The following is a 23114-nucleotide window of genomic DNA, read 5'->3' as shown; positions in this document are numbered from 1 at the left end:
GCGCTTATTACGGGTCAAGCGGCAGCGCCCTGACGCTGCCGTCCACCTCCCGAGCATCGATATAGCCAATGGTGCCGGGGTTCTCTGCGACACGCTTCTTGACCTCCGAACTGCTTGAAACAGCCAGGGGCGGTTGGCCTCTGCCGGTAAAGATGATTTTCGACCAGTGCGCCTTGAGCTGGGAGGCGGACTTGCTTGTGAACGTTGTGTAGAACTCATCGCGGGTCGGCGAATCTTCCGTCAGGTCAATGGGAGTAGCCTGTCCGCCGTCGGGGAAACGACTGGTCTTGCCGAGGAAAATATCCGCCACCTGATTACGCGCGAGCGCTTTCACCGGGCTGGACGTGGCGACGACCACAACCACGTCGGCCTTGACGGCAGCGCTGGCTGCGCACATGGCGAGTCCCGCTACGGCGAATCCGATGAGCCTCACAAACCACATGTCCCGCTCCATCAGAATACAAAATCGACAGCTAGGCTGATGACGTTGAATGAGCCCCCAGGCTCGAAGTCCGGTTGGGGGTTGATCAACGGACCGACCGAGTTACCCTTGAAACGTGTGTGATCGTATTGCAGCTTGGCGTCCATGTTCTTGGTGAAATCCCAGCGCACGCCCAGGGAAAGGGTCTGCTGGCCTTCGTTGGAGCCCAGGACAGAGTTGAGCGCACCATTGAGCTGCGCGGCGGCACCCGCCAGCTCCGGTGGCAAGGCCGATGTCGTCAAGCCCGGGCTGGAGACTTCTGTTTCGGTCTTGGACCGAGCGTAGGTGACATAGGGGGTGAACGCTTCAATGCGGTACCCGCCGCTGATGTACCAGGCGCTGGTCCTGCCGAGGCCAGAACGGCTATCCAGACGCCCCCATTCGCTCATGACGAACCAATCACCCGGATCATAGCTGGCGCCTACTCCAAAGAATTCGACGGGCGTGTGATCGGAGTCGTAGCGATCGGCGATGGCGATGCCTTCTGCACCAAACTCCCTGAACGTATCGAAGAGTGAGTTGAACTGCTCCAGGGTCAGGTCGGCTTTCATGAAGGTGATGCGCGTGGTCAGGACGCCGAACTCAGTGGTGTTGGTGATCCCCCAGAAATTTCTCGCCAGTGCTTTGCCGGCACCGTCAGGCAGTCGGCTGTCGGTCTGACCGTAGTGAGCCTGCACGGTATCGGTGATTTCATCGATATGAAACCGGTAGCTGCCATCGATGCCGTCGCTGCTGGAAATCGGCATCAGGCTGTAGACCTCCATGGGCGCCCGCACCCAGGGCAGGGTATAGCCCACCTTTTGAGTGTCGGAGACCAGGAAAGTCGGCAATACGGTACGGCCAATGCGTGCGTTGAAGTCCGGCGTGAACTGGTACTTGATGTTGGCCCACTCGACAAAGGGCCGGTAGCTGTTGTCGTAGCGCTGCTCTGAAATGACCTGCACCACGGCCGACAGCTGCGGGGTGAACGTAGCGGTCAGTTGGGCACCGATCAGGCTGTCGACGTCGGCGCTCCAGTTGCGTGAATGACCTGCGCCGTTGGGTTTGAAGATACTGGAGGTGAAGTCGGCTTTTTTCTCGCTGGAGTGGACGATCCCCACCGTGCCGAAGCTGCTCAGCGAGAACATCGACGTATCGGCTGTGTCGGCGCTGGCGCCGCCGGCATACAGCGTCATGACGGCCAGGGCCAGGGTATTGGGTCTTGTCGCCATAGGGTCAACGTGACCTCGTTGCATGGATCGCCATTCGTCTGTTCCTTGTAACGTTGGCTGAAGCTGCGTGAAACCACCGAAGCGTAGCCTAGATCGCCAATTTGAGCGTAAAGGTCGCCCCCGTTCCCGGGCCTTCGCTGTGGGCCTCCAGCGAACCACCCATCTCCATGGCCGCCAGGACGCAGCTGTGCAGACCAAAACCATGACCATCCTTGCGCGTGGTAAAGCCGTGGGCAAAGATCCGTGTCAGGTTCTCGGGCGCGATGCCTTCGCCATTGTCGATGACCTTGATCACCAGGGTGTCTCCTGGGTGCATCTCACTCTGAAGAATGATTTGATGGGCAAGCTCCGGCTTGTCATCCATCGCCCTGCTGGCGTTTTTTATCAAGTTGACCAGGATCAGCAGCACCCGGTGCTTGTCCAACAGCAGCAAGGGCGTTTCGGCAAAGTTTCGCACCACGGTTATCTGGCGCGCCGCGATGATGCCGGCGTTCATGCGCAGGGCATCCTCGATCAGTTCCTTAATCTGCACGGTTTCGGCAATGGTGGAGGTGCCCGCATACGATTGCTGGGCGGAAACGATTTCCTTGATATGGTCAACGCTTTTAGTCAGTTGGCCGAGTTCCTCGGTCATGCTCTGTTGCTCGACCGCCAGCGCGTCCACCAGTTGGTTCAGGTAGCCGGGCAGCAGCTTGCCTTTTTCGTCGTGGGAGATGAAGTCGCCGAGGCCCTCGGCATGCTCGTTCATCATTTGCACCGCCTTGCCGAGCCCCAAGGCCTTGCTGGTACGCAGCTTGCGGGTGACCAGGTCGGCGGAGATATTCACGCTGTTGAGCACATTGCCCACGTTGTGCAGGACGTTAGTGGCGATTTCGGCCATGCCGGCCTGGCGGGCGGCCGCGGCCAGTTGCGTCTGGGCTTCGGCGGCGCGCAAACGGCTCTGCGCCAGTTGCCAGCTCATCCGGGCGAGCAGGCCCACCAACAACACCAGCACCAGGCTGCCGCCCGCGGCGCGCCAGAGATAGGTGCGCGCTTGCTGGTTCACCGCGGCCAGTTGCTCTTGCTCGGACAAGCCGACAATCACCGCCAACGGAAAGTCGTAGAGCTGGCGGGCACTGGTGTAGCGCCGCACCCCGTCCCATCCATTGACCGAGAGTACGGCCTCGGTGTTTTCGGCGTCCGGCACCACGGCGCTGTAATCGACCGTATCGCCGGCCAGTACCGTTTCCCCGGTGCGCCGTACGCGGAAGATGCCGTCGGTGCCAAGGAGCCCGAGCGCACCCTGGTCGCCGAGTTTCGAGGCGTCGTAGCTGCTGACGAAGTAGGCGGCATCGACCTCGACCCTGGCGATCCCGGAAAGCCCGCCATCCGCGGCGTCGAGTCGCCGACTGAAGCGCAAGCGCCATTCCCCGGTGACAGGGCTTTTCCACGGGTGGCTGATGGACAGTGAGTCGCTATGGCGCAGCGTTTGTTGCTCATCCGGGTCCGCGATATTTTCCCGGTCGTTGGTCCGCGTGCTCGCCACGAGCCTGCCGTCCGGGTTGACCACACTGACGTCAAACACCAAGGCCGGCGGCAACAAGGCCCGCTCCTGGAGACGGCGCAAGGGATTGGGCTCACCCTCAGCTTCGTAGGTGTATTTGACCAACTTGAGGGTTTGATCGATTTCGTGAATGGCGCGCAACATTTGCGCTTCGTAGGTGGCGCCCATCTCCAGGCTTGCCGTCGCGGCGCTCTGCTGCGCGCGGGCGTGTTCAACCTTGATCAGGTACAGGGTCGCGGCCCAGATGGCCAGCAACAGCAGCGCGGCCAGCAATGGGAACAGAATGTAGGCTTCCTTGGCCTGGTCGAAGCCGAACCGAAACACGCCGGCCTCGGTATCGCCATCCATCGCTGGATGATGGGCAGGGCCAGGGGCCAACCTCAGTGTCTCAGGCCGCTGGATCGGCATGGTGTGCTCCCTGCATTATTCACTACCGAAGGCTGGTGGGCATCCGACATGGTTACGGCTCGAGGGGGTGTTGCTCCTATGGCCCGAGCGAAACTCTGGATCTGTCAGGAACTATAGACCACAAAACCTGCATGCCAATGTACAAAGGGGGGCGATTGACGGGGATACTGAGGACTTTGTGACGAGGGGGTTTTGTGGGAGCAAGGCTTGCCCGCGATGAAGGTGACGTGGCCCTCCTGAAGTCGAGTCGACTCCATCGCGGGCAAGCCTTGCTCCCACAACTCCGCCCGCCACAGGTTATTCAGCGTTTGCTCTATTGGGCTCACACCGCTTGTTTGACCTTGCGATGCACCCACTGCGCCTCGTCCCGCAATTCAAGGACTTGCCAATGGAAGTGCTCCAGGGAGGCGCTGTGCCCGACACTGATCAGGATCGTGTCCGGCAGCGTTTGCTTGAGCAGTTGATAGCAGCGCGCTTCGTTTGCCGCATCCAGCGCCGAGCTGCTCTCGTCGAGAAACAGCACCGTAGGGCGGGTCAGCAGGGCCCTGACGAATGCACAGCGTTGCTGTTCGCCGACGCTGAGGGTCTGCGCCCAGTCCCGTTCCTCCTCCAACTGATCGGCCAGGTGTTGCAGGCCGACTTGCTCCATGATCTGGCGCAGCGCCGCATCTTCTTCGCGACGGGGCGGTTTGGGATACCACAGCGCCTCGCGCAGGCTGCCCAACGGCAGGTAGGGTTTTTGCGAAAGTGTCAGGGCGCGCTCACGGTCATAACAACTTGAACCGCGAGCGTGATGCCAAAGCCCGGTAATCGTGCGGATCAGCGTCGATTTGCCGTAGCCGGACGGCGCGCTGATCATCAGGCTGTCGCCGGGCTTGAGGGAAAGGTTGAAGCCTTTGAACAATGGCCGGCCGTTCGGCAGCCAGATGTCCAGGTCCTTGATGTCGAGGCCGCTGGCCTGTTGCTCGTGCCTGACCTGGGACTTGACCTCGACGTTATCCAGGCGCTCCTGGAAACCGACCAGCCGGTCGATCACCGACTTCCATTCCGACAGCTCCGGGAACACGCTCACCAGGTAGGCGATGGCCGCGTGCACTTCGCCGAAGGCCGCGCTTATCTGGGTCAGGCGGCCGAGGGGAAAGGCGCCGGCAAAGAACTGTGGGGCCATGATGAACATCGGGATGACCGTCGCGCTGCGCAAGTAGAAGGTCGAGTAGCCCATGATCAACTTCTGTTTCTTCACCAGCGCCCAGAAGTTCTCCAGCGCCGCCTCCAGGCGACGGTTGAAGCGTTCGTTCTCCACGACTTCACCCCGGTATTGCGCCACCGAATCAGCATTCTCCCGCAGGCGGATGAGCGAGAAGCGAAAATCCGCCTCACGCCGCTGTTGCATGAAATTGAGGCTGGGCAGCGCGCGGCCCAGCCAAAAGGCCAGGCCGGTGCCCGCCAGCGCATACACCAGGGCGACCCACACCAGCAGCCCCGGAATGACCACCGATTGGTCGTTGAACGGCACGCTGACGAGGCTGGAGGCCTGCCAGAGGATATGCAGGAAGGAAAACAGCGACACCACCGACGTCAACAGGCCCAGGCTCAACTTCAGCGACTTGACGATAAACAAGTCGATGTCCTCGGCGATCCGCTGATCAGGATTGTCGACGTCGGTTTCGGTCAGTTTCAGCTTCTGGTAGCGCTGGCTGCCCAGCCATTGATCGAGCATGTTGCGGGTCGCCCAGCGCCGCCAGCGGATGGTCAGCTTTTGCTGGAAGTGGAATGCGCCCACGGTAAAGGCGGCCGTGCCGATCTGCAGCAGGATGAATTGCAGGCTGCCGATCAGGAAACCGTGATAGTCCAAGGCCTGCAAGGCGTTATAGAAGTGCAGGTTCCAGAAATTGGTGAGGATATTGACGCCAACCAGGCACAGGGTCATCAGCACGGTGGCCAACAGCAGCAACAGGGCCGGGTATTTTTCCTCGGAGGCCCAGAAAGGCCGTGCGAGACGCCAGAAATTGCGAAGTGTGTGCATGTGGTCTTGGTAAGCCTGGTCGCTAACGACGTTGAGTTTGCAAGGGCGGGAGGATAGGATCAGCCAATGCTAATCGTTTGCATTAATTAGGGAAAGCCACGGGAGCCCCGCTATCGAATTTCCAGAATGGCTTAACCAGGCCTGGCCGCCGATACAGCGGGTTATCCGGCAGGCACCTGGCGACCAGCCTGCCATCGCGTTGAGCCAGCTTGCCGACCCTGCCGTACTGCAACCCTTGCTGAGCCGGTTTGCCCTGCGTTACCCGGGGGTGAACCGCGCCGCCGTGGTCTCGCAGTGGTCGATGAACTACATGAGTATTGTCCTGCCGGCCACCCTGGCCTGCGTGCTGACGCGTCATTGCGCCATCGAGTTCTGGGGCGAAGACGCGCTGCTGCTGCACGACGACGGTCAACCTGCGGCGCTGGGCCTGGCCACCGGGCTGTCGGCCTTGGGTGCGGATGATCGTGCCGCGTACTGGTCGCGATTGATCCACGAGCACCTGGCGCCGCTGTTCAGCACCTTGGCCGCCGCTGGTGGCCTGGCTCCGAAGATATTGTGGGGCAACTTCGTCGCCATCTGGGATGGCGCGTTCGCCAGGCTGGACCCGGACCTGTCCAGGGACGGCTTCGCCGAGGCGCACCAGTGGCTGGAACACGTCACGGTGAACAACGGACGCTTGAAGCTGCGAGGCCTGCAACGCATGGTCGAATCACCGGCGCCGCAGATTTGCCCGTGCTTGCCCCTGCGCCGGCATTGCTGCCTGCATTACCAGCTGCATGAGCCGGTCGAAGGCCAACCGCCAGTGCTCTGCGAATCCTGCCCCAAGCTGCACCGCCTGCCGGTGGCGGAGCAGGTGAGCTACCTGCATTACATCTATGAGTAGGGGGGAGCGCGTCGTTTTCTTTTGGGTGGGTTGGACTGGGTTGGATTGGATTGGATTGGGTGCATATCCGTTGCTGCGGTAACGGCTGCTTAGGGTTCCGCCCTGACGGCGGCTCACTTTTGAAAAGCCCGGGAGCCGGCCCAGTCAAAAGTAAGCAAAACGCATGTGTCCCACCACTCGGTGCCTCGCTAGGGCTCGGCATGCCCTCACTCCGGCATTGCTCCGTGGGCCCACTCCACAATGCCTGCGTTCGGCCATCGTGGTTAACGGGGCGCCGAGATCAACGTCCACCGCGAGGCGGCCTAACAGCCGACCTGGTTCTCCCGGTCATACACCCATCAGAACTGTGGGAGCAAAGCTTGCTCGCGATGGCGGTGGCTCAGTCGCATGGATGTTGGGTTTGCTGGCCTCATCGCGAGCAAGCTTTGCTCCCACAGGTGATCTTGGGTGTTCATGAGTTCTGTGTTCACTGCGGCCCATTGTGGGAGCGAGCCTGCTCGCGATAGCCGTGGCGCAGTCACATAGATGCTGGACATGCCCCGCTTTTGCTTTGCTTTAGATCTTGATCTGAGAGCCCCGTTAAACCACGCTGGCCGGAGTGAGGGCATGCCGAGCCCTAGCGAGGCACCGAGTGGTGGGGCAAAGCGTTTTTGGTTACTTTTGGCTGGTCCGGCTCCCGGCTCTTCCAAAAGTGACCCGCCGTCAGGGCGGAACCGCCAGCCGCCGTTACCGCAGCAACGGATATACACACCATCCGTCCGGAAAAAAGGCGAGTAGCTTTATCAAAAAAACGACGCTTTCCATTTCTGAAAGAAGCGCCGTAAGTGAACAGCATTACCCACAATGTTCAGGGTTTCCTCAAGACAGCATTTCGGCCACGGGCATCGCATCAGCCTGCGGGGCGACTTCGCTGAGCTTGCCATGTTCGATGCGGATCAGCCGGTCGGCCAGGCCGAAGTAGGCGTCGTCATGGGAGATGACGATCAGTAATTTACCGCGCTTGCGCAGGTCCGGCAGGATCCGGGTGTAGAAAAAGTGCTTGAACACCGGGTCCTGGTCGGCAGCCCATTCGTCGAACAGATAGCAGGGACGATCATCCAGGTACGCGCTGAGCAGCGCCAGGCGCTTGCGTTGCCCGGTGGACAGCGCCAGCGTTGTCAGCTTGCCTTCCTCGATTTTCACCTTGTGGTCCAGTTGCAAGTGCACCAGGTAGTCCTGCGCCTGTTTCACCAGGTGCGGATCGTCGCCATCGAACAGGTTTTCGAACAGGCAGAAGTCGGTAAAGATCGCCGAGAAGTGCTGCCGGTAATGGTGGTTGTCATTGCTCGAAGACACTTGCTCGTCGAGCATGATGTCGCCGCTTTCCGGCCGGTATAGCCCGGTCAGCAACAAGGCCAGGGTGGTCTTGCCGCTGCCGTTGCCGCCGGTGATGAACACCACTTCGCCGGCATTGAGGGAGAGGTCGATGGGGCCCAGGGTGAAATGACCGTCCTCGCGCTCGCGGTAATAGGTGTGGGTGACCTGGCGGCACACCAGGCTGCGAACCTGGGTCGGCGAGATCGTGTCGAGGGCCTCGTCGGCGGTTCGCATCTCGCCTTCCAGGGCGCGGATCTTGTTCAGCGCCACGCTGGCCCGGCCGAGGGTCGGCAAGGCGTGCATCAGTTCCGACAGCGGCGTGATCATGTAGAGGATCGCCAGGATATAGCCGGTGACCAGGCTCACGCCCAGCTCGATGAAGTGCGGCGCGGCGAACAGCACCACGCCGATCAGCATGTAGAACACCGCATTGCCCCAGTTCAGGACCAGGGCGTAGATGCTCATGCCCCGGACAAAATCGCGGCGATATTGCTGGCTCACCGGTATCAGCAGGCGAGTGAAGAAGTGCTGCCGGCGCGGATGGTTGAGTTGCAGTTCCTTGCTGCCATCGGTGAGCAGGCGGTATTGATTGAACAACTGGTCCTTGAGCTCGCGAGCGCGGGAAATCGAGGTCAGTGCCCGGCGTTGCGGCCAGTGAAAGCTCAGGCTGCCGAGGGCGATCAGCAGCAGCGTCAGGCCCAGCAGCGGCATGCTGAGCCAGCCCAGGTAGCCCAGGCATGCGACGATGATCCCGACGTTGACCAGCAGGATCGGCACCAACTCCACCGCTTGGCTGATGGTTTGCGTATCGTCGGTGAGCATTGCCAGCAGGCGATGTTTGCCCAGGCGCTGCAATTGCGCGTAGGGCGTGTCGATCAGCTTGGCGCTCAGGTGCAGGCGCATGTCGTTGACCGCGGCCTGGCCCAGGCGCAGCAGGCTGATGTCGGAGACTATCCGCGACACCGCGACCAACACCACCAGGCCGGCGAAGAGCAAGCCATCCACTGGGCGCAGCTTATCGAACACCTCCAGGCTGTGGTTGATGTTGGCGATCAGGCCGGCCGCTGCGAGGCCGCAGGTCAGCCCCGTCAGGGTCGCCACCAGCAGTGCGCGCCATGAGCGTTTAGCCATGAGTAACAACAGATCCATTTCAAACCGCTCCGTGTGTAGCAATGGCCGTGAGGCGCGCCGCCAATTGTTCATGCAAGGCGCGTTGCTCAAGGATGGTGAGGTGTTGTGCGGCGATGACCTCGCGGGTCAACGGACCGCTGCTCAGGCGTTCCCACTGCGGATCGGCGAAGTCAGGCTGGGCGAGGGTGTCGCTGGCCCACCAGACATGCACCGGGCAACTTAGCCGGGCAGGCTGGAAAGTCGCCAGTAGATGCTGCGTATGCTGCTGGTAGCGCAGCCGCGTTTGCAAATGCTCCCAACTGTCGCCATCGAGTTGCAGGCCTTGTTGCCGTGCCCACTGGACCAGTTCCGGCAGGCGTGCCGCTGGAGACAGGGCGTCCAGTTGCGCCAGCAAAGCGGCCATGATCGGCGGCGGCAACTGGCGCAACACTGCCTGGCTGTCCGGTGTCAGTGCTTGGGAAGCCGATTCCAGCAGTGCTTCGACACTGTCTTCCGGCGCCTGATGCTGGTATTGCGAGTCGATGATCCCGAGAAACGCCACTTCTTCACCCTGGCTTTCCAGGCGAGCGGCCGCGGCAATCGCGAGCAGGCCGCCGAGGGAAAAGCCCAGCAGGTGATAAGGCCCCTGCGGTTGCTGCTGGCGCAGGTGTTCGACATAAAGCGCGCCGAGGCTCTTGATATCGCCGCCCAGCGCTGTGCTGTCGTCGCTCAGGTACGCCGCCTGCAAGCCCCACAGACGCCAGCCCGAAAGCGGCGCCAGCAGCGTGCGGTAATCCTGCACGTGGCCGGTGGATGGGTGGAAACAGAACAGGTTGGCGGCTTCAACGGTGTTGGGTGCCGACAGCCGGACCAGCGGCGAGAGCTTGAGCTCGGCCTGTACCAGCGCCGCAAACGCCGAGACGCTCGGGGCATTGAACACCGCATTGACCGTCACCGGTGCCGCCAGCGCGGTCTGCAAGCGGCTGGCAAGGGTCACTGCTGCCAGGGAGTGGCCGCCCAGCTCGAAGAAGTCATCGTCGATACCCACCCGCTCCAGGCCCAGCACCTGCGCCCAGACGTCGGCGAGCAGGGCTTCCAGCGGTGTGCGCGGCAAGGCGCTGCCGACCGTGTCGAGGACTTTATCGGCCCATTGCTGCAGGGTCTTGCGGTCGAGCTTGCCGTTGCCCATCAGTGGCAATGCTTCGACGATCCGCAGGGTGGGCAGCATGTAGTCTGGCAAGCAATCCTGGGCCTGGCCGTGCAGCCGGGCGACCGTGGTCGAATGCCCGGGCGCCAGGGTCATGAACGCGAACAGTTGCTGGCCGAGCTCGCCCCGAGGGATGCATTCCACGGCAGCCTGGGCTACACCGGGAAGGCCGGTCAGCTGCGCCTGGATCTCGTCGAGTTCCACACGGAAACCGCGGATTTTCACCTGGCGGTCTGCGCGTCCGGTGATTTCCAGGCTGCCGTCATGGCGATAGCGGGCCAGGTCGCCGGTGCGATAGAGGCGTTCGCCAGGCAGTTGCGCCAGTTCGATAAAACGCCCGGCGCTTTGTTGTGCGTCCAGGTAACCGCGGGCCAGTTGCGGGCCGGCGATATACAGCTCGGCGCTCTGGCCGGGGGCGGCCAGCGCTTGCTGCTCGTCGAGCAGGTACAGGCGCATGCCGTCGAGACGGTCGCTCAGCGGCAGGCGGCGATAATCCATGGCCGGCTCGGCTTTGTGCATCACCACGCCAACGGCGGTTTCGGTCGGGCCGTAATGGTTGAAGAGCGCCAGCGTCGGTGCGAGGCCGCGAATGCTTTGCAACAGGCGCCGCGAGCAGCTTTCGCCACCGAGGATCAATTGCTTGCGTGGCAACACGGCAGCGCTTTGGGCGTGAATCAGCCAGGCGTCGAGCAACGACGGCACGATCTTCAGGTGGTCGATCGGGTACTGCGCCTGCCAGGCAGCCCAGGCCTGGGCATCCATCGCCGTTTCCTTGTCCAGCAAGTGCAATTCGCCGCCGCTGAGCAGTGCCGGGAACAGCAACGTGTAGCCCAGGTCGGCCGCCAGGGAAGTCACCACCGCGCTGCGTTCGCCGGGCGCCAGCGCCAGGCGGCGGGACACGCTGGCGACATAACTGGCCAGCTGCCGATGCTCGACGATAACGCCTTTAGGCGTGCCGGTGCTGCCGGAGGTGAACAGCACGTAAGCCGCGTCCTGGGATTGGATCTCGACATCGACTGGCGTGGTGGGTGCTTGCTGCCAGGTCGCTTCATCCCGCAGGTCGAGGCTGCCGATGCCGGGCAACGCGGGGGCGCTGCCGGCCGAACCACTCAGGACCAAGACCGGCTGCGCCTGTTGCAGGATGGCCAGGGAGCGCTGTGCTGGCTGATGCACGTCCAGGGGAATGAACGCCGCGCCGCTCTTGAGCACGGCGAGCATGGCCAGGACCATCTGCGACGAGCGATCCAGGTACAACGCCACGCGGTCTTCGCGACCCACGCCTTGAGCGCGCAGGTAACGCGCCAGTTGGCTGCTGCGGGCCTGCAATTGAGCGTAGCTCAGTGGCCCGCTGTGGTCGCGCAGGGCCAAGTGCTCGGGGAACTGCGCGGCACACGCATCGAAGCGCGCCGGCACGCTGGTAAACGGCAGCGCCGCGACGTCGACTGGCGCCTGCAGGGCGGCCAGCGTCGCGGTGAAACTCGGCGACTGCAATGACAGCTCGGCCAAGGGCTTGCCCGGGTTGGCGAGGGCATCGAGCAGCAGCGATTGGAACTGCTCCAGCAAGACCAGGGCGGCTTGCTCGCTGTAGCGGCTCGGCAGGTGGCAGAGGTTCAAGCGATAGCCGCCAGCGGTGGTTTCGGCCACCAGCAGCAGCTCCATGCCCGCGGGGATGGCCTGTGCGTCCAGCACGGTGAGCGTCGATGCCAGGTTGCCCAAGGTGTCGAGCCGTTCGGGCAACTGCCCACCCCACTGAAAACCGTACTGCGGGGCGTCGCCCGGCTGTGCAGCGCTGACGCCGCAGTATTCCTGCCATTCCGTGGCTTGCTCGCAGAGCACCTGCAGGTTCGCCAGCGCCTGGGCAAAATGGCTGTCCGCCGCCGGTTGCCAGCGCAGGGGCAGGGGCTTGGCGAACAAGCCCCAGCAGTCGGCGAGTTCTTCATAGTCGTCGCGGCAATCGTGGACCCAGTTCAAGGTCAGTGCGGGGCTGTCGCCAGTACTCAGGCGCTGCAACAGCACGCCCCAGGCCGTCATCAAGACCTGCTCGGGCGATGCGTCGTGACGCTGGCAAAAGCTGTCCAGGGCCATGCTCACCGACGGGTTGGCGTCCAGGCGAGTGGTGACCGGGGCGTCGGGGCAGTCGCTGCGTACCTGGCGGTAGAGCAATTCGCTGGCGGCCAGCTCGTCCAGGGCCTGGCTGGCCCAGAAGCGTCGGCCAGGCTCGGCGTCTTCATCGGCCTGCAATTCGTAGAGCCAGGCGCTGTACTGGGTATAGGTCATGGCCTCGTCATCCACCGATGGCGCATCGGTCGAGCCCAATGCCTGCGCCAGGCGCAGCAAGGTTCCGCGATCGGCGCTCAGTGCCGGCAATTGCAGCGTCACCTGGTGGTGATCGGCGCCGATTGCTTGCACCTCGACGTTGAAGGCGTTCGCGGCCATGACGGTGGATTCGATCACTTGCAATGGCATCAGCAAGCCAGGCTCAGGCCTCACCCGCAGGCGCAAGGCCTCGTGGCAGGCGCTCAGGGCGACGAGTCGTTGCTGCAGACGTTCCAGGGCCAACGGACCTTTTATTTCCAGTTCCAGGCGCGCTGCTGGCAACCCCGCCAACCACTGGCTGCGTTGTTGGGGCGAGAGGGCGAAGGCTTCTTCACGTTTTTCGAAGGCGCTCATGCCTGCACCTCCGCAGCCGGCGACGGCTGCGCTTCGGGCAGGCAGCCGGTCAATTGTTCACGGCGCATCATCTGGCCCATGGCAACGCAGATCTTGCGCTCGCCCTCGAAGGGGTCCCGGGCATGGGCCACCAACATATTGTCCAGCATCACCATGTCACCCTTTTGCCAACTGAAACGTACTGCGCAGTCTTCATAAGCTTCGCCGATCACTTGCATCACCGCGTCTTCGATCACGCTGCCGTCGCCGTAGTACACGTTGCGGGGCAGGTGCCCGGGGCCGAACAGGCTGATCAGGTTGTTGCGCACTTCCGGCTCCAGGCAGGCGGTGTGGTGCAGTTGCACCTGGTTGAAGAACGACAGTTCACCGGTCTCGGGATGCGCGACGATGGCCGGGCAATGCTGGGCGATCCGCAGGTTGTCGGCCCCCAGCCATTCCCAGCGCATGCCCGACGCCAGGCATTGGCGCTCGACTTCCTCGCGCTGTTCGGTCTTGAAGAAGTCCTGCCAGCGTACATCCAGCTTGTCGGTGAAGTGCCGCACATAAAGCAGCCCCAGGGCCTTGAAGCGAGCGACGATGTCCTCGGGCAAGCGCGCCAACACTTGCCGGCAATCGACGATGGGCGTGCAGCCGCCGCGCGGTGCCGGCGTTTCGCAATAGAACCACTGCTTGCGTGGCCACTGCGGCAGATGGGAGCTCTCGTTGTGGAAGAGAATCATGTGCTGTTCCGGGTACGGCGTGGAGTGGTAGATGTTCTTGCCCGAGGTGTTTTTCGGCAGGTCGCCGTAGGTCCCGTAGAGGTCGGGTTCGATGGCCTGGGCGAATTGTTCGAAAGCGCCAGCGTCCGGCAGGTTGAAACCTCGGAACAGCAGGCCACCGTGGGTCAACAACTGGGCATTGATCCATTCCCGGGCTTGCAGCGCCCAGTGCACCGGGTCCAGGTCGCCGAGCAACGGCTCGATCACCAATGGCAAGGCCTGCCCGGCGTTGAGGGTGCGGGTACGGACCTGCTCGTGGGCCACCTGGCTCACGGCGGTAGCGCGCGTCTGCTTGAGCTTGCTCAGTTTCGACTGCTTGCGCGCGCTGCGGGCCGAGGCCTCGTCGAGCGACGAATCGGCCTGGGACGGCGTGCTGGCGTTGCCGCCCTCAAGGCGCCACGACCAATGCTCCAGCGCTTGGCCTGCGTCCGAGAGGATCTGCTCCAGCAGGCTCTCGAAGCCTTGTTCGAGGCGCTGGACGGTCTGCGCCTGCAGCACGCTGGTGCGATACACCCAGCGCACGTTCAGGCCTTGTTCCTCGTCCTCTTCGACGAACACAGCGAGGTCGAACTTGCTGCTTTCCTGGGGCGATACCAAGTGCTCCACCTCAAGGTCCGGCAGGCTGGCATTGCCGCTGGGTGTGTTCTGCATGACGAACAGCACCTGGACCAGTGGGTTGACCCCCGGCGTACGCGGCGGCTGCAACTCCTCGACCAGTTTGTCGAACGGCACCTGCTGGTGCTGGAACGCCGACAGGCAATCCTCGCGCAAGCGTTGCAGGCGGACGTCAAAGGTTTCGCCCTCGCTCAGGCGGGCACGGATCGGCAACACGTTGACGAAGAAGCCGATGAGATGTTCCAGGGCCGGATGTTCGCGGTTGGCCAGGTCGGTGCCGACGATGAAATCGTTGGCTCCGGTGGCCCGCTGCAACAGGCTGTTGAAGGCATTGAGCAAGACCATGAACAGCGTCGCCCGTTGCGCTTGCGCATAGGCCTTGAGCACCTGCGTCTGGGCCGCGGTGAAGCGTTGCTCCAGCGCCGCGCCCTGGTAGTCGGGGCGCGCCGGGCGTGGCTGGTCAAGTGGCAGCGGGATCAGCGTTGGCGCGCCGTCGAGCTGGCGGCGCCAGTAGTCGATGGCCCTTGCCAGCAGGCGCTGTTGCGCTTCGCTGCGTTGCCAATAGGCATAGTCGGCGAACTGGATCGGCAGCACCGGCAGCACCGGTGTCGAGCCGCTGGTGCGGGCCTGGTACCCGACGATCAGCTCCTGCATCAGGATGCCCATGGACCAGGCGTCGGTGGCGATGTGATGCAGCACCAGTTGCAGCACATGATCATCGGCACCCAGGCGCAGCAGGTTGGCGCGCAGCATTGGTGCCTGTTGCAGATCGAACGGGCGAGCGGCCTGTTCAGAGATCAGGCGTTGCAGGGTTGGCGCCTGCTGCTTGCTGTCGAGGTGACTCAGCTCGGTCGGCGTCAAGTCCACCACAGGCGCCGGGCTGATGACCTGGCAAGGCTGGTCGCCGTGGAGGTGGAACGCCGTGCGCAAGGATTCATGGCGCTCGAAGACTGCCTGCAACGCCGCTTGCAGCGCCGCGATGTCCAGCGCGCCACGCAGCCTGACGGTGGTGGTCATGTTGTAGGCGGCGCTGGGGCCTTCGAAGCGATCCAGGAACCACAACCGTTGCTGGCTGTAGGACAGCGGCAACGGCTGGTTGCGCGGCGCCAGGGTCATCTCGCTGTCGCTGTCGGCTTCGGTCTGGGCGTTGCGCTGCTGATCGACCGCTTCGGCCAATTGTTCGAGGGTGCCGCGCTCGAACAGCGTGCGCAGTGGCAGGTTCACGTTCAACCGTCGACGAATCCGCGACAACACCTGGGTGGCCAGCAGCGAGTGACCGCCGATGGCGAAGAAGTCGTCATGCACACCGACATCGTCCAGGCCAAGGATTTCCTGCCAGAGTTCGGCGAGCACTGTCTCGGTTGGCGTACGCGGTGCGATGCCTTGCGCCTGCGCTGTCTCGTCCTGGGGCACATCCAGGGCGGCGAGGGCGCGGCGGTCGACCTTGCCATTGGCGTTCAGCGGCAATTGCGCAAGGGCCAGCCAACGGGCCGGGACCATGTAGCTTGCCAGTTGCTGGCCCAGGTAAGCGCTCAAGACCTGTTGCGCGGACTCACCGCCCAGGTCGACCGCTTCGTCGAGCACATACCAGGCCACCAGTTGCAACGCACCGCGGGCGTCGGGCAGCGCCAGCACCGCCGCGCTGTCCACCGCCGGGTGTTGCATCAGGCGGTTTTCGATCTCGCCCAGTTCGATGCGGTGGCCACGGATCTTCACTTGCTGGTCGCGACGGCCGAGGTACTCGATCACGCCGTCGGCGCGCATCCGGCCGATGTCACCGCTGCGATACAGGCGCGCATCGGCCTGGAACGGGTGCGGCACAAAGGCTTCGCGGGTACGTTGCGGGTCGCGCAGGTAGCCGCGACCTACGCCGACACCGCCGATGCACAACTCGCCGGGTACGCCGATGGGGACCATGCGCAGCGCCGAGTCGAGGACGAACACCTGGTTATTGGCGGTCGGCTTGCCGATGGGCATGTGCAGGCAGTCGTCGGCCGGGGCTTGGGTGATGGGGTAGAAGGCGACGTCGTCCGAGCATTCGGCGGGTCCGTAGGCGTTCATCAACGGGATGGCCGGGAAGCGTGCGAACCAGTCCCGCGCCAGGGCCGGTGGCAATGCCTCACCGGTAGGCAGGAGCCAGCGCAGGCTCGCCAGGCTGTGGTGCGCCTGGCTTTCCTGGAGCATGCCGCGAATCAGCGCCGGTACGGTTTCCAGCAGCGTCAGCTGCTGTTCTTGAACCGCATCGAGCAAGGCTACAGGGTCGTGGGCCTGGGCATCGGGAAGAATGTGCACGGTGGCGCCGAACAGCGGTGCGGCGAGGAATTGCCACACACTAATATCGAACGCCGCCGAAGCCGTCTGGGCAATCCGTTCGTGCTCACCCAGGCCCAGGCTCGGGACCTTGCCGAACATGTTGTTGAGCATGCCGCGTTGTTCGACCATCACACCTTTGGGCGTGCCGGTGGAACCGGAGGTGAAGATCACGTAGGCCAGTTGATCCGGGTTGTGCACATAGCTGACCGGCGGCTGTTCGCGGCCTTGCCAGAGTGCCTGGGCGATCAGGCAGGTGGGTTGCTGGCGCATCTGCGGCAGGACGTTGTCCAGTGCCGAGGTCGCGTGCTCGCACACCAGCAACAGCGGCGCTTCGCCCAGGTCCAGCAGATCCGCCAGGCGGGCGTGAGGCTGTTGGATATCCAACGTCTGGAACGCGGCGCCGGCCTTGAGCGTGGCGATCATCATCGTCAGCAAGGCCAGGCCACGCTCAGCGAACAGCGCCACCAGGGTTTCCGGGCCGGCCCCGGCGGCTTGCAACGCATGGGCGATGGCGTTGGCGCCGCGATCCAGTTCGGCGTAGGTCAGCGATTGTCCCTGGCATACCGCGGCGAGGTGTTGCGGGCGGCTGCGCACTTGTTCGGCGAACAGCGCCGCATAGCCGCGCTCCAGCGGGAAGTCGACGTCGCTGCGGTAGCAGTCGATCTGCAACTGCCGGCGTTCCGACTCAGGCAGCATGTGCAGGCTGCCCAGGGGCGCCTGCGGTGTCTCCAGCATGTTCGAAAGCAGCTGCACCAGGTGCCCGAGCATGCGCTGCACGGTGTCAGTGCTGAAACGCATGCTGTCGTAGGACAAGCGAATGCCCAGGCGGTCGCCGGGGTACAACACCACCGTCATCGGGAAGTTGGTGTGCACTCGGTCTTCGTAGATGTCGATGCTGAAGGCATCCAGTTGCACGCTGCTGATATCCAGTGGCGCGTTCTCGAACACCACCAGGCTGTCGAACAATTGCTGGCCGCGCGGCACCTGACTGCAACGCTGAATGTCCACCAGCGACGCGCTTTCGTGTTCGCGCAATTGCGCGTTGTGGGACAGCAGCGCCTGCAACCAGTCGGCCACTGGCGCTTGTGGGTCGACATCGATGCGCAGTGGCAAGCTGTTGATGAACAGCCCGACCATTTCTTCTACACCGGCGAGGTCAGTCGGGCGGCCGGCGACGGTCACGCCGAACAGCACGTCGCGGTTGCCGCTGTAGCGCGACAGCAACAGCGCCCAGGCGCCCTGAATCCAGGTGTTGGGGGTCAGTTGGTATTGCTGGCATAGCTGCTGCAGACGCTGGGTCTGGGCGATGCTCAGGGTCTGGTCGAAGTCGCCGACCTGTTCCGGCGCCTGTTCCGGGCCGGCTGCGGGGCTGTCCACGTGCAGTGGCGTCGGCTCGCTGAAACCGGCCATTTCGGCTTGCCAGAACGCGTGTGCGGCGGCCATGTCATGGCGTTCCAGCCAGCTCATGTAGCCGCGGAACGAGCGCAAGCGCGGACGGGCCACAGGTTCCTGGCGCACGATGGCCTGGTAGATCGCCAGCAGGTCTTCCATCAGCAGGCCAAAGCACCAGGCGTCGGTCAGGATGTGATGGAAGCTGCGCACCACGGCGAAGCGTCGCTCGTCGAGTTGGAACACCCGCAGGTGGGTCAGTGGCGCAGCGGCCATGTCGAAACCTTGCAGGCGTTGTGCTTCGAGGGCCTGGTCCATGGCCAGGCGCTGCTGTTCTTCGTCGAGATGACGCAGGTCCTGCCAGTCGAACGCCGGGTGGGTCTGGCGGTACACGCATTGCAGCGGCTCATGGTCGTCCTGCCACCAGAAGGCGGTCCGCATCATCGGATGGCGCTCGAGGAACAACTGCCACGCAGCTTCCATCGCCGGGCGTTGCAATACCCCGTCCCAGCTGTAGCGTTGTTGCATCAGGTAGATGCCGCTGTGGGGTTGCAACAGCGTGTGCAGGAGCATGCCTTGTTGCATCGACGACAACGGGTAGACGTCTTCGATGTTCAACCAGTCCAGTGGCTCGGCCGCCAGGGTCGCCGCTTGCTTGTGGCACAGTGGAAACGCCTGGCTGGCAGGGCGCAGGTCCGGTGTGGCGACGAGTTCGGCGAGTTCGCTCAAGCGTTGAGCAAGGCGCGGTGCCCAGTCGGCGGCGAGGGTGCCCTGGCTGCGCAGGTGCAGGCAGTCATCCTGCCACCAGGCGTCCAGGGTCAGTGGGCAAGGCGAAGCCGTCGATGGGCTTGCGGCTTCGACCTGGGCCAGGATGCCGCGCTCTTCGCGATGGCTGTCGAGGTTGCCCTGCCAGCGAATGGCGACCGAGGCCGTCGGCAGGTCACGCAGCGGTTCTTGCAGGTAGGTGTTGTCCGACAGGTAGCGCAGGGCGCCATAGTCGACGCCGTGTTGCGGGTAGGCGCGCATCTGCGTGGCCAGTGCCTGCAAGCGTTGCAGCAGGCTGTCGCCTTCGGGCTGAAGGAAATAAGGCACCGCCAGTGCCAAGGGCCCGATGATGCGTGCCGGGTCGAGGTCGGCCACGGCAATCGGCCCCGCGACCGGCAAGCGCTCGACACTCGGTCGGGCGCCGTGCACGCTCAGCGCGATCAGGCCATTGCCGCACAGTTCACGGTACTGTTCGGCCACGGCTGCGGCCAACAGGCTATTCCAGTCCAGTTGCAGCACTTCGCCCAGGCGCTTGAGTTCGCCTGAGGTGGCGGCCGCCAGGGTCTGTTCGATCACGCTGACCGGCTGCTGGCTGTCAGGCAGTTGCAGCGGTTCCAGACCGGCGTATTGCAGCCAGTGCTCCCAGGCGTCGTCCAGGGCATCGCCCTGTGCGTGAGCTTGCTGGTGCCGTGTCCACTGGGTGAAGTCACCACCGGCGTAGGACAGGCGCACCGGCCGCTGATAACGCAGTTGCGCCAAGGCCAGGTTGAGGTCAGTCAGCAGCAGCGACCAGGAGGCTTCGTCCAGGCACAGCGGATGAGCGGCCAGCAGCAGGGCGTGCTTGCCGCCCACTTCCAGCAAGCTGGCGTGCAGGGTTTGGCCGGCGTCCAAGTCCAGCGCATCGACACCGGCCTGGGCCAGGGCTTGCAGTTGCGCCGGGGCGCAGGTCTCCAGTTTTTCGGTGGTGATGACCGGGGCCTTGGTCGCGACCAGCACCCGTTGCTGCCACTCGCCCTCCGGCAGGGCCTTGAGCGCCAGGCGCAAGGCCTGGTGGTGTTGCTGCAAGGCGCCGATGGCCTGGCTCAGCAGCTCGCTGTCGATCGCCTGGGTCAGCGCCACGCAACGCCAAGTCGCGTGCAACGGCCCTTGTTGCAAGCGCGCCAGTTGACCGGCGGCCAGCGGCAGTTCATAGCCATCGGCAATGTCTTGTGCCACACCCTGGCTGGCATCGGCGCCCAGCACCCGGGCGATGTCGGCGATGGTGCGGTTTTCGAAGAGCTGGCGGGGCGTGAGTTTCAGCCCTTGCTGGTTGGCGCGGGCGATGATCTGCAAGTTGATGATCGAGTCGCCGCCCAGGGCGAAGAAGTTGTCATGCACGCCGACACGCTCAAGCTTCAGCACCTCCTGCCAGATGGCGGCCAGTTGCGCTTCGACTTCATTGCGCGGGGCAACGTGGGTGGCGCTGTCGTCCGTGGGCTTTTGCGGGAGCGGCAGGCGCTGGACATCGACCTTGCCGTTACGGGTCAGGGGCAGTTCGTCGAGGGTGATGAAGTGCGCCGGCACCATGTAGTCCGGCACCCGCGCTGCGAGGTCGTTACGCAGTTTCGTGGCGGACAGCGACTGGCTGGCGACCAGGTAGGCCACCAGGCGCAGGCTGCCGTCCAGTTCCACGGCGCGGACCAGCGCCTGTTCGATCAGCGGCGACAGGCGTTTGAGCTGCGCCTCGACTTCGCCCAGCTCCAGGCGGTTGCCACGGATCTTGACCTGGCTGTCGACCCGACCGAGGAACGCCAATTGGCCGTCCACTTGCCAGCGCACGCGGTCGCCCGTGCGGTACCAGCGTTGTTGATCCGCGTCGAGGTGGAAGCGCTCGGCGGTCAGGTCCGGGCGGTGCAGGTAACCCCGGGCCAGGGCGCCGTTGATCAGCAGCTCACCGGACACCCCGGTGGGCACCAGCCGACCGTTGGCATCCACCACTTGCAATCGGCGGTTCGGCAGCGGCCGGCCGAGGGCGATGCTGTGCAGGCCTGCCGGCAGTTCGGTGGCAATCGCCCCGACTGTCGCTTCACTCGGCCCATAGTGGTTGAACACCCTGAGCCCTGGGGCCAGGCGGTTGACCTGCTCCAGCAGCGCCGGGCTGAGGGCGTCGCCACCGAAGACCAGCAGGGCGCGCGGCAACAGGCGGGCGTCGGGAAGCGCCTGCAACAGACCGGCCAGGTGGCTTGGGGTGATCTTCAGCACATCCACCGGGTGTTGCTCGAAGAGTTCGGCCAGCGCCAGGGGGCTGAAGCCGCTGTCTTCATCCACCAGCAGCAGGCTGGCGCCGCTGCACAGGGCGCCGAACAGCTGGGTGTGGCCGAGGTCGGCGGCGATGCTCGACAGCAAGCCGTAACGGGCCGCCAGCGGTGGGTTGAGTACCGCGTGCACCGCCGTCAGGTAATCGACGATGGACTGGTGCTCGACCACCACACCCTTGGGGGTGCCGGTGGAGCCCGAGGTGTAGATCACGTAGGCGGCGTCAGTCGGGCTGTGGGCCACGGTCGGTGGCATGTCTGGCTGGGAGGCGATGGTCTCGGCCTGTTCCGCCAGCCACAGCGTCGGCGTGTGCTCGGCCAGGCCCTTGAGCAGGGGCGAGGCGGCCGCGCCGATCAGCAGCGCGGCGCGGCTGTCCACCAGCACATCGGCCAGGCGTCCGGCGGGTTGTTTGAGGTCCAGCGGCAGATAGGCGGCGCCGGCCTTGAGGGTGGCCAGCAGGGCAATCACGAACTCGGCGCTGCGCTCCAGGGCCAGCGCCACGACGCTGTCGTGGCCGATGCCCTGGGCGCGCAAATACTGGCTGAGGCGATTGGCCTGCTGGTCCAGTTCACGGTAGGTCAGGGCGACCTGACGGTCGCGGACCGCCAGGTGTTCCGGGTGAGCGGCCACCTGTTGTTCGAAACGCTGGTGCAGGCACGCCTCAGGCACCGGCAGCTGCACGCCGCGACCCTGCACGAGCAGTTGCTGGCGTTCTTCAGGGCTCAGCCATTCAAGCTCGTTGACCCGGCACTGCGCTTGTGCCGTCATCGCCAACAGGATGGCGCGCAATTGTGCCGACAACACCGCGACCTCTGCGTCGCTGAAGCGACTGCGGTCGTAGCTGATCAGGTAGTGCAGTTGTTTGTCCGGCACCACGATCAGCGATAGCGGGAAGTGGTTGCGGCCTTGGGTGAGGGTAATGCCATCGACCTGCTGGTCGTTGCTCGGGGCACTGAAGCTCAAGCCACCGGTGTCCTGGTTGAGCGCGTCGGTGACCGGGAAGTTCTCGAACACCAGGATCGAGTCGAACAGCGCCTGTTCGGCAGCGATGCGCGTCATCGACTTGAGCTTGCCCAGCGGCAGGTAGGCGTGGTGACGCAGATCACTGTTGGTTTGCTGCAAGTGTTGCAGCCAGGTCACCAGCGTCGGCTCGTCAGCCCATTGCACACGCAGCGGCAATGTATTGATGAACAGCCCGACGGTGCTGTCCACCGCCGCCAGGTTCTCCGGACGTCCGGCGACGGTGACGCCATAGACCACGTCGTCACGCCCGGCGTGTTGGCCCAGCAGCAGTGCCCAGGCGCCCTGGATCAGCGTATTGATGGTCAGATCGTTCTGGCGGGCGAAGTGCGCCAGTTGCTCGGTTTCGCTGGCTGCCAGCAGACTTTCCCGTTCGGCGAACGGCGCTCCTGCCGGTGCTGCCTGGCGTACGGCGAAGGTGGGCAGCGGGGTCGGCTCGCTGACGTCCTGCAACTGCTCGCGCCAGAAGCCTTCGGTGGCGACCATGTCCTGTTCCGCCAGCCAGGCGATGTAATCGCGATAAGGGCGGGTCGGCGCCAAGTGGGCGGGGCGGCCATGGGCTTGTTCGTAGTACAGCGCCAGCCACTCCTGGACGGCGATGCCGACGCTCCAGCCGTCCATGAGGATGTGATGGAAGGTCCAGATCAGGTGCCAGCGCTCGGGGGCCAGGCGCACCAGGCACACGCGCATCAGCGGCGAGTCATTCAGCTCCAGGGGTTGCGCCCGCTGCTCCAGCGCCAACTGTTCCAGCGCGGCCTGTGGCTCGGCGCGGTCTTGCCAGTCCAGTTCGGTCAGGGGCAGGGCGACTTCCTGTTGCACCACCTGATAGGCATCGTCCAGTTCTTCCCAGAGAAACGCACTGCGCAGCACCGCGTGGCGCTGCATCAGCGCCTGCCAGGCAGCGCGAAACGCGTTCAGTTGCAGCGGGCCGTTCATGTCCAGGCTCAATTGTTGGTAATAAACCCGCGAATCCGGTTCATAGACGCTGTGGAACAACAGGCCGTGCTGGGTCGGCGAAAGGGAGTAGATGTCTTCGATGTTGTTCATGCTTGCTTGGTCCATTT

At 63.9% G+C, this 23114-nt stretch carries 8 protein-coding genes; 1 reads left to right on the top strand and 7 read right to left on the bottom strand.

Annotated elements, in window-relative coordinates:
• Positions 1-7: 7 nt before the first annotated feature.
• The 4 genes from F7R20_RS01295 to F7R20_RS01275 all read right to left on the bottom strand — a co-directional run bounded on the left by F7R20_RS01295 (position 8) and on the right by F7R20_RS01275 (position 5669).
• Positions 8-442: a type 2 periplasmic-binding domain-containing protein gene (locus tag F7R20_RS01295; protein ID WP_033028094.1), complete on the bottom strand. Its 435-nt coding sequence runs from the start codon at positions 440-442 to the stop codon at positions 8-10.
• An 11-nt stretch (positions 443-453) separates the two neighbouring features.
• The gene (locus F7R20_RS01290) at positions 454-1692 is read right to left on the bottom strand and encodes a porin (protein WP_003200882.1); all 1239 of its coding nucleotides are present in this window, start codon (positions 1690-1692) and stop codon (positions 454-456) included.
• Between the two features lie 88 nt (positions 1693-1780).
• The gene (locus F7R20_RS01285) at positions 1781-3643 is read right to left on the bottom strand and encodes an ATP-binding protein (RefSeq protein WP_003200884.1); all 1863 of its coding nucleotides are present in this window, start codon (positions 3641-3643) and stop codon (positions 1781-1783) included.
• A gap of 322 nt (positions 3644-3965) precedes the next feature.
• Entirely contained in the window at positions 3966-5669 is a 1704-nt protein-coding gene (locus tag F7R20_RS01275) for an ABC transporter ATP-binding protein/permease (RefSeq protein ID WP_003200886.1), read from the bottom strand.
• A gap of 199 nt (positions 5670-5868) precedes the next feature.
• Between F7R20_RS01275 and fhuF the strand changes: the two genes are divergently transcribed.
• The gene (fhuF, locus tag F7R20_RS01270; RefSeq protein ID WP_003200888.1) at positions 5869-6552 is read left to right on the top strand and encodes a siderophore-iron reductase FhuF; all 684 of its coding nucleotides are present in this window, start codon (positions 5869-5871) and stop codon (positions 6550-6552) included.
• A gap of 858 nt (positions 6553-7410) precedes the next feature.
• Here fhuF and F7R20_RS01255 read toward each other — a convergent pair.
• Genes F7R20_RS01255 through F7R20_RS01245 form a run of 3 tightly spaced genes read right to left on the bottom strand, consistent with a single transcriptional unit; the run spans position 7411 to position 23097 of the window.
• The gene (locus F7R20_RS01255) at positions 7411-9057 is read right to left on the bottom strand and encodes a cyclic peptide export ABC transporter (protein WP_003200891.1); all 1647 of its coding nucleotides are present in this window, start codon (positions 9055-9057) and stop codon (positions 7411-7413) included.
• A 1-nt stretch (position 9058) separates the two neighbouring features.
• Positions 9059-12895, bottom strand: a complete 3837-nt coding sequence (locus tag F7R20_RS01250; RefSeq protein ID WP_003200893.1) for a non-ribosomal peptide synthetase — start codon at positions 12893-12895, stop codon at positions 9059-9061.
• A complete protein-coding gene (locus F7R20_RS01245) occupies positions 12892-23097 on the bottom strand; it encodes a non-ribosomal peptide synthetase (protein WP_042956661.1) in 10206 nt (3401 codons plus the stop codon). The genes F7R20_RS01250 and F7R20_RS01245 overlap by 4 nt, the downstream gene beginning before the upstream one ends.
• Positions 23098-23114 lie beyond the last annotated feature (17 nt).

Origin of the sequence: Pseudomonas brassicacearum subsp. brassicacearum (genome assembly GCF_008801605.1) — a bacterium.
GTDB lineage: Bacteria > Pseudomonadota > Gammaproteobacteria > Pseudomonadales > Pseudomonadaceae > Aquipseudomonas > Aquipseudomonas brassicacearum.
Note: the sequence above shows the minus strand (reverse complement) of the source record. Positions and strands in the feature narration are given on the sequence as shown.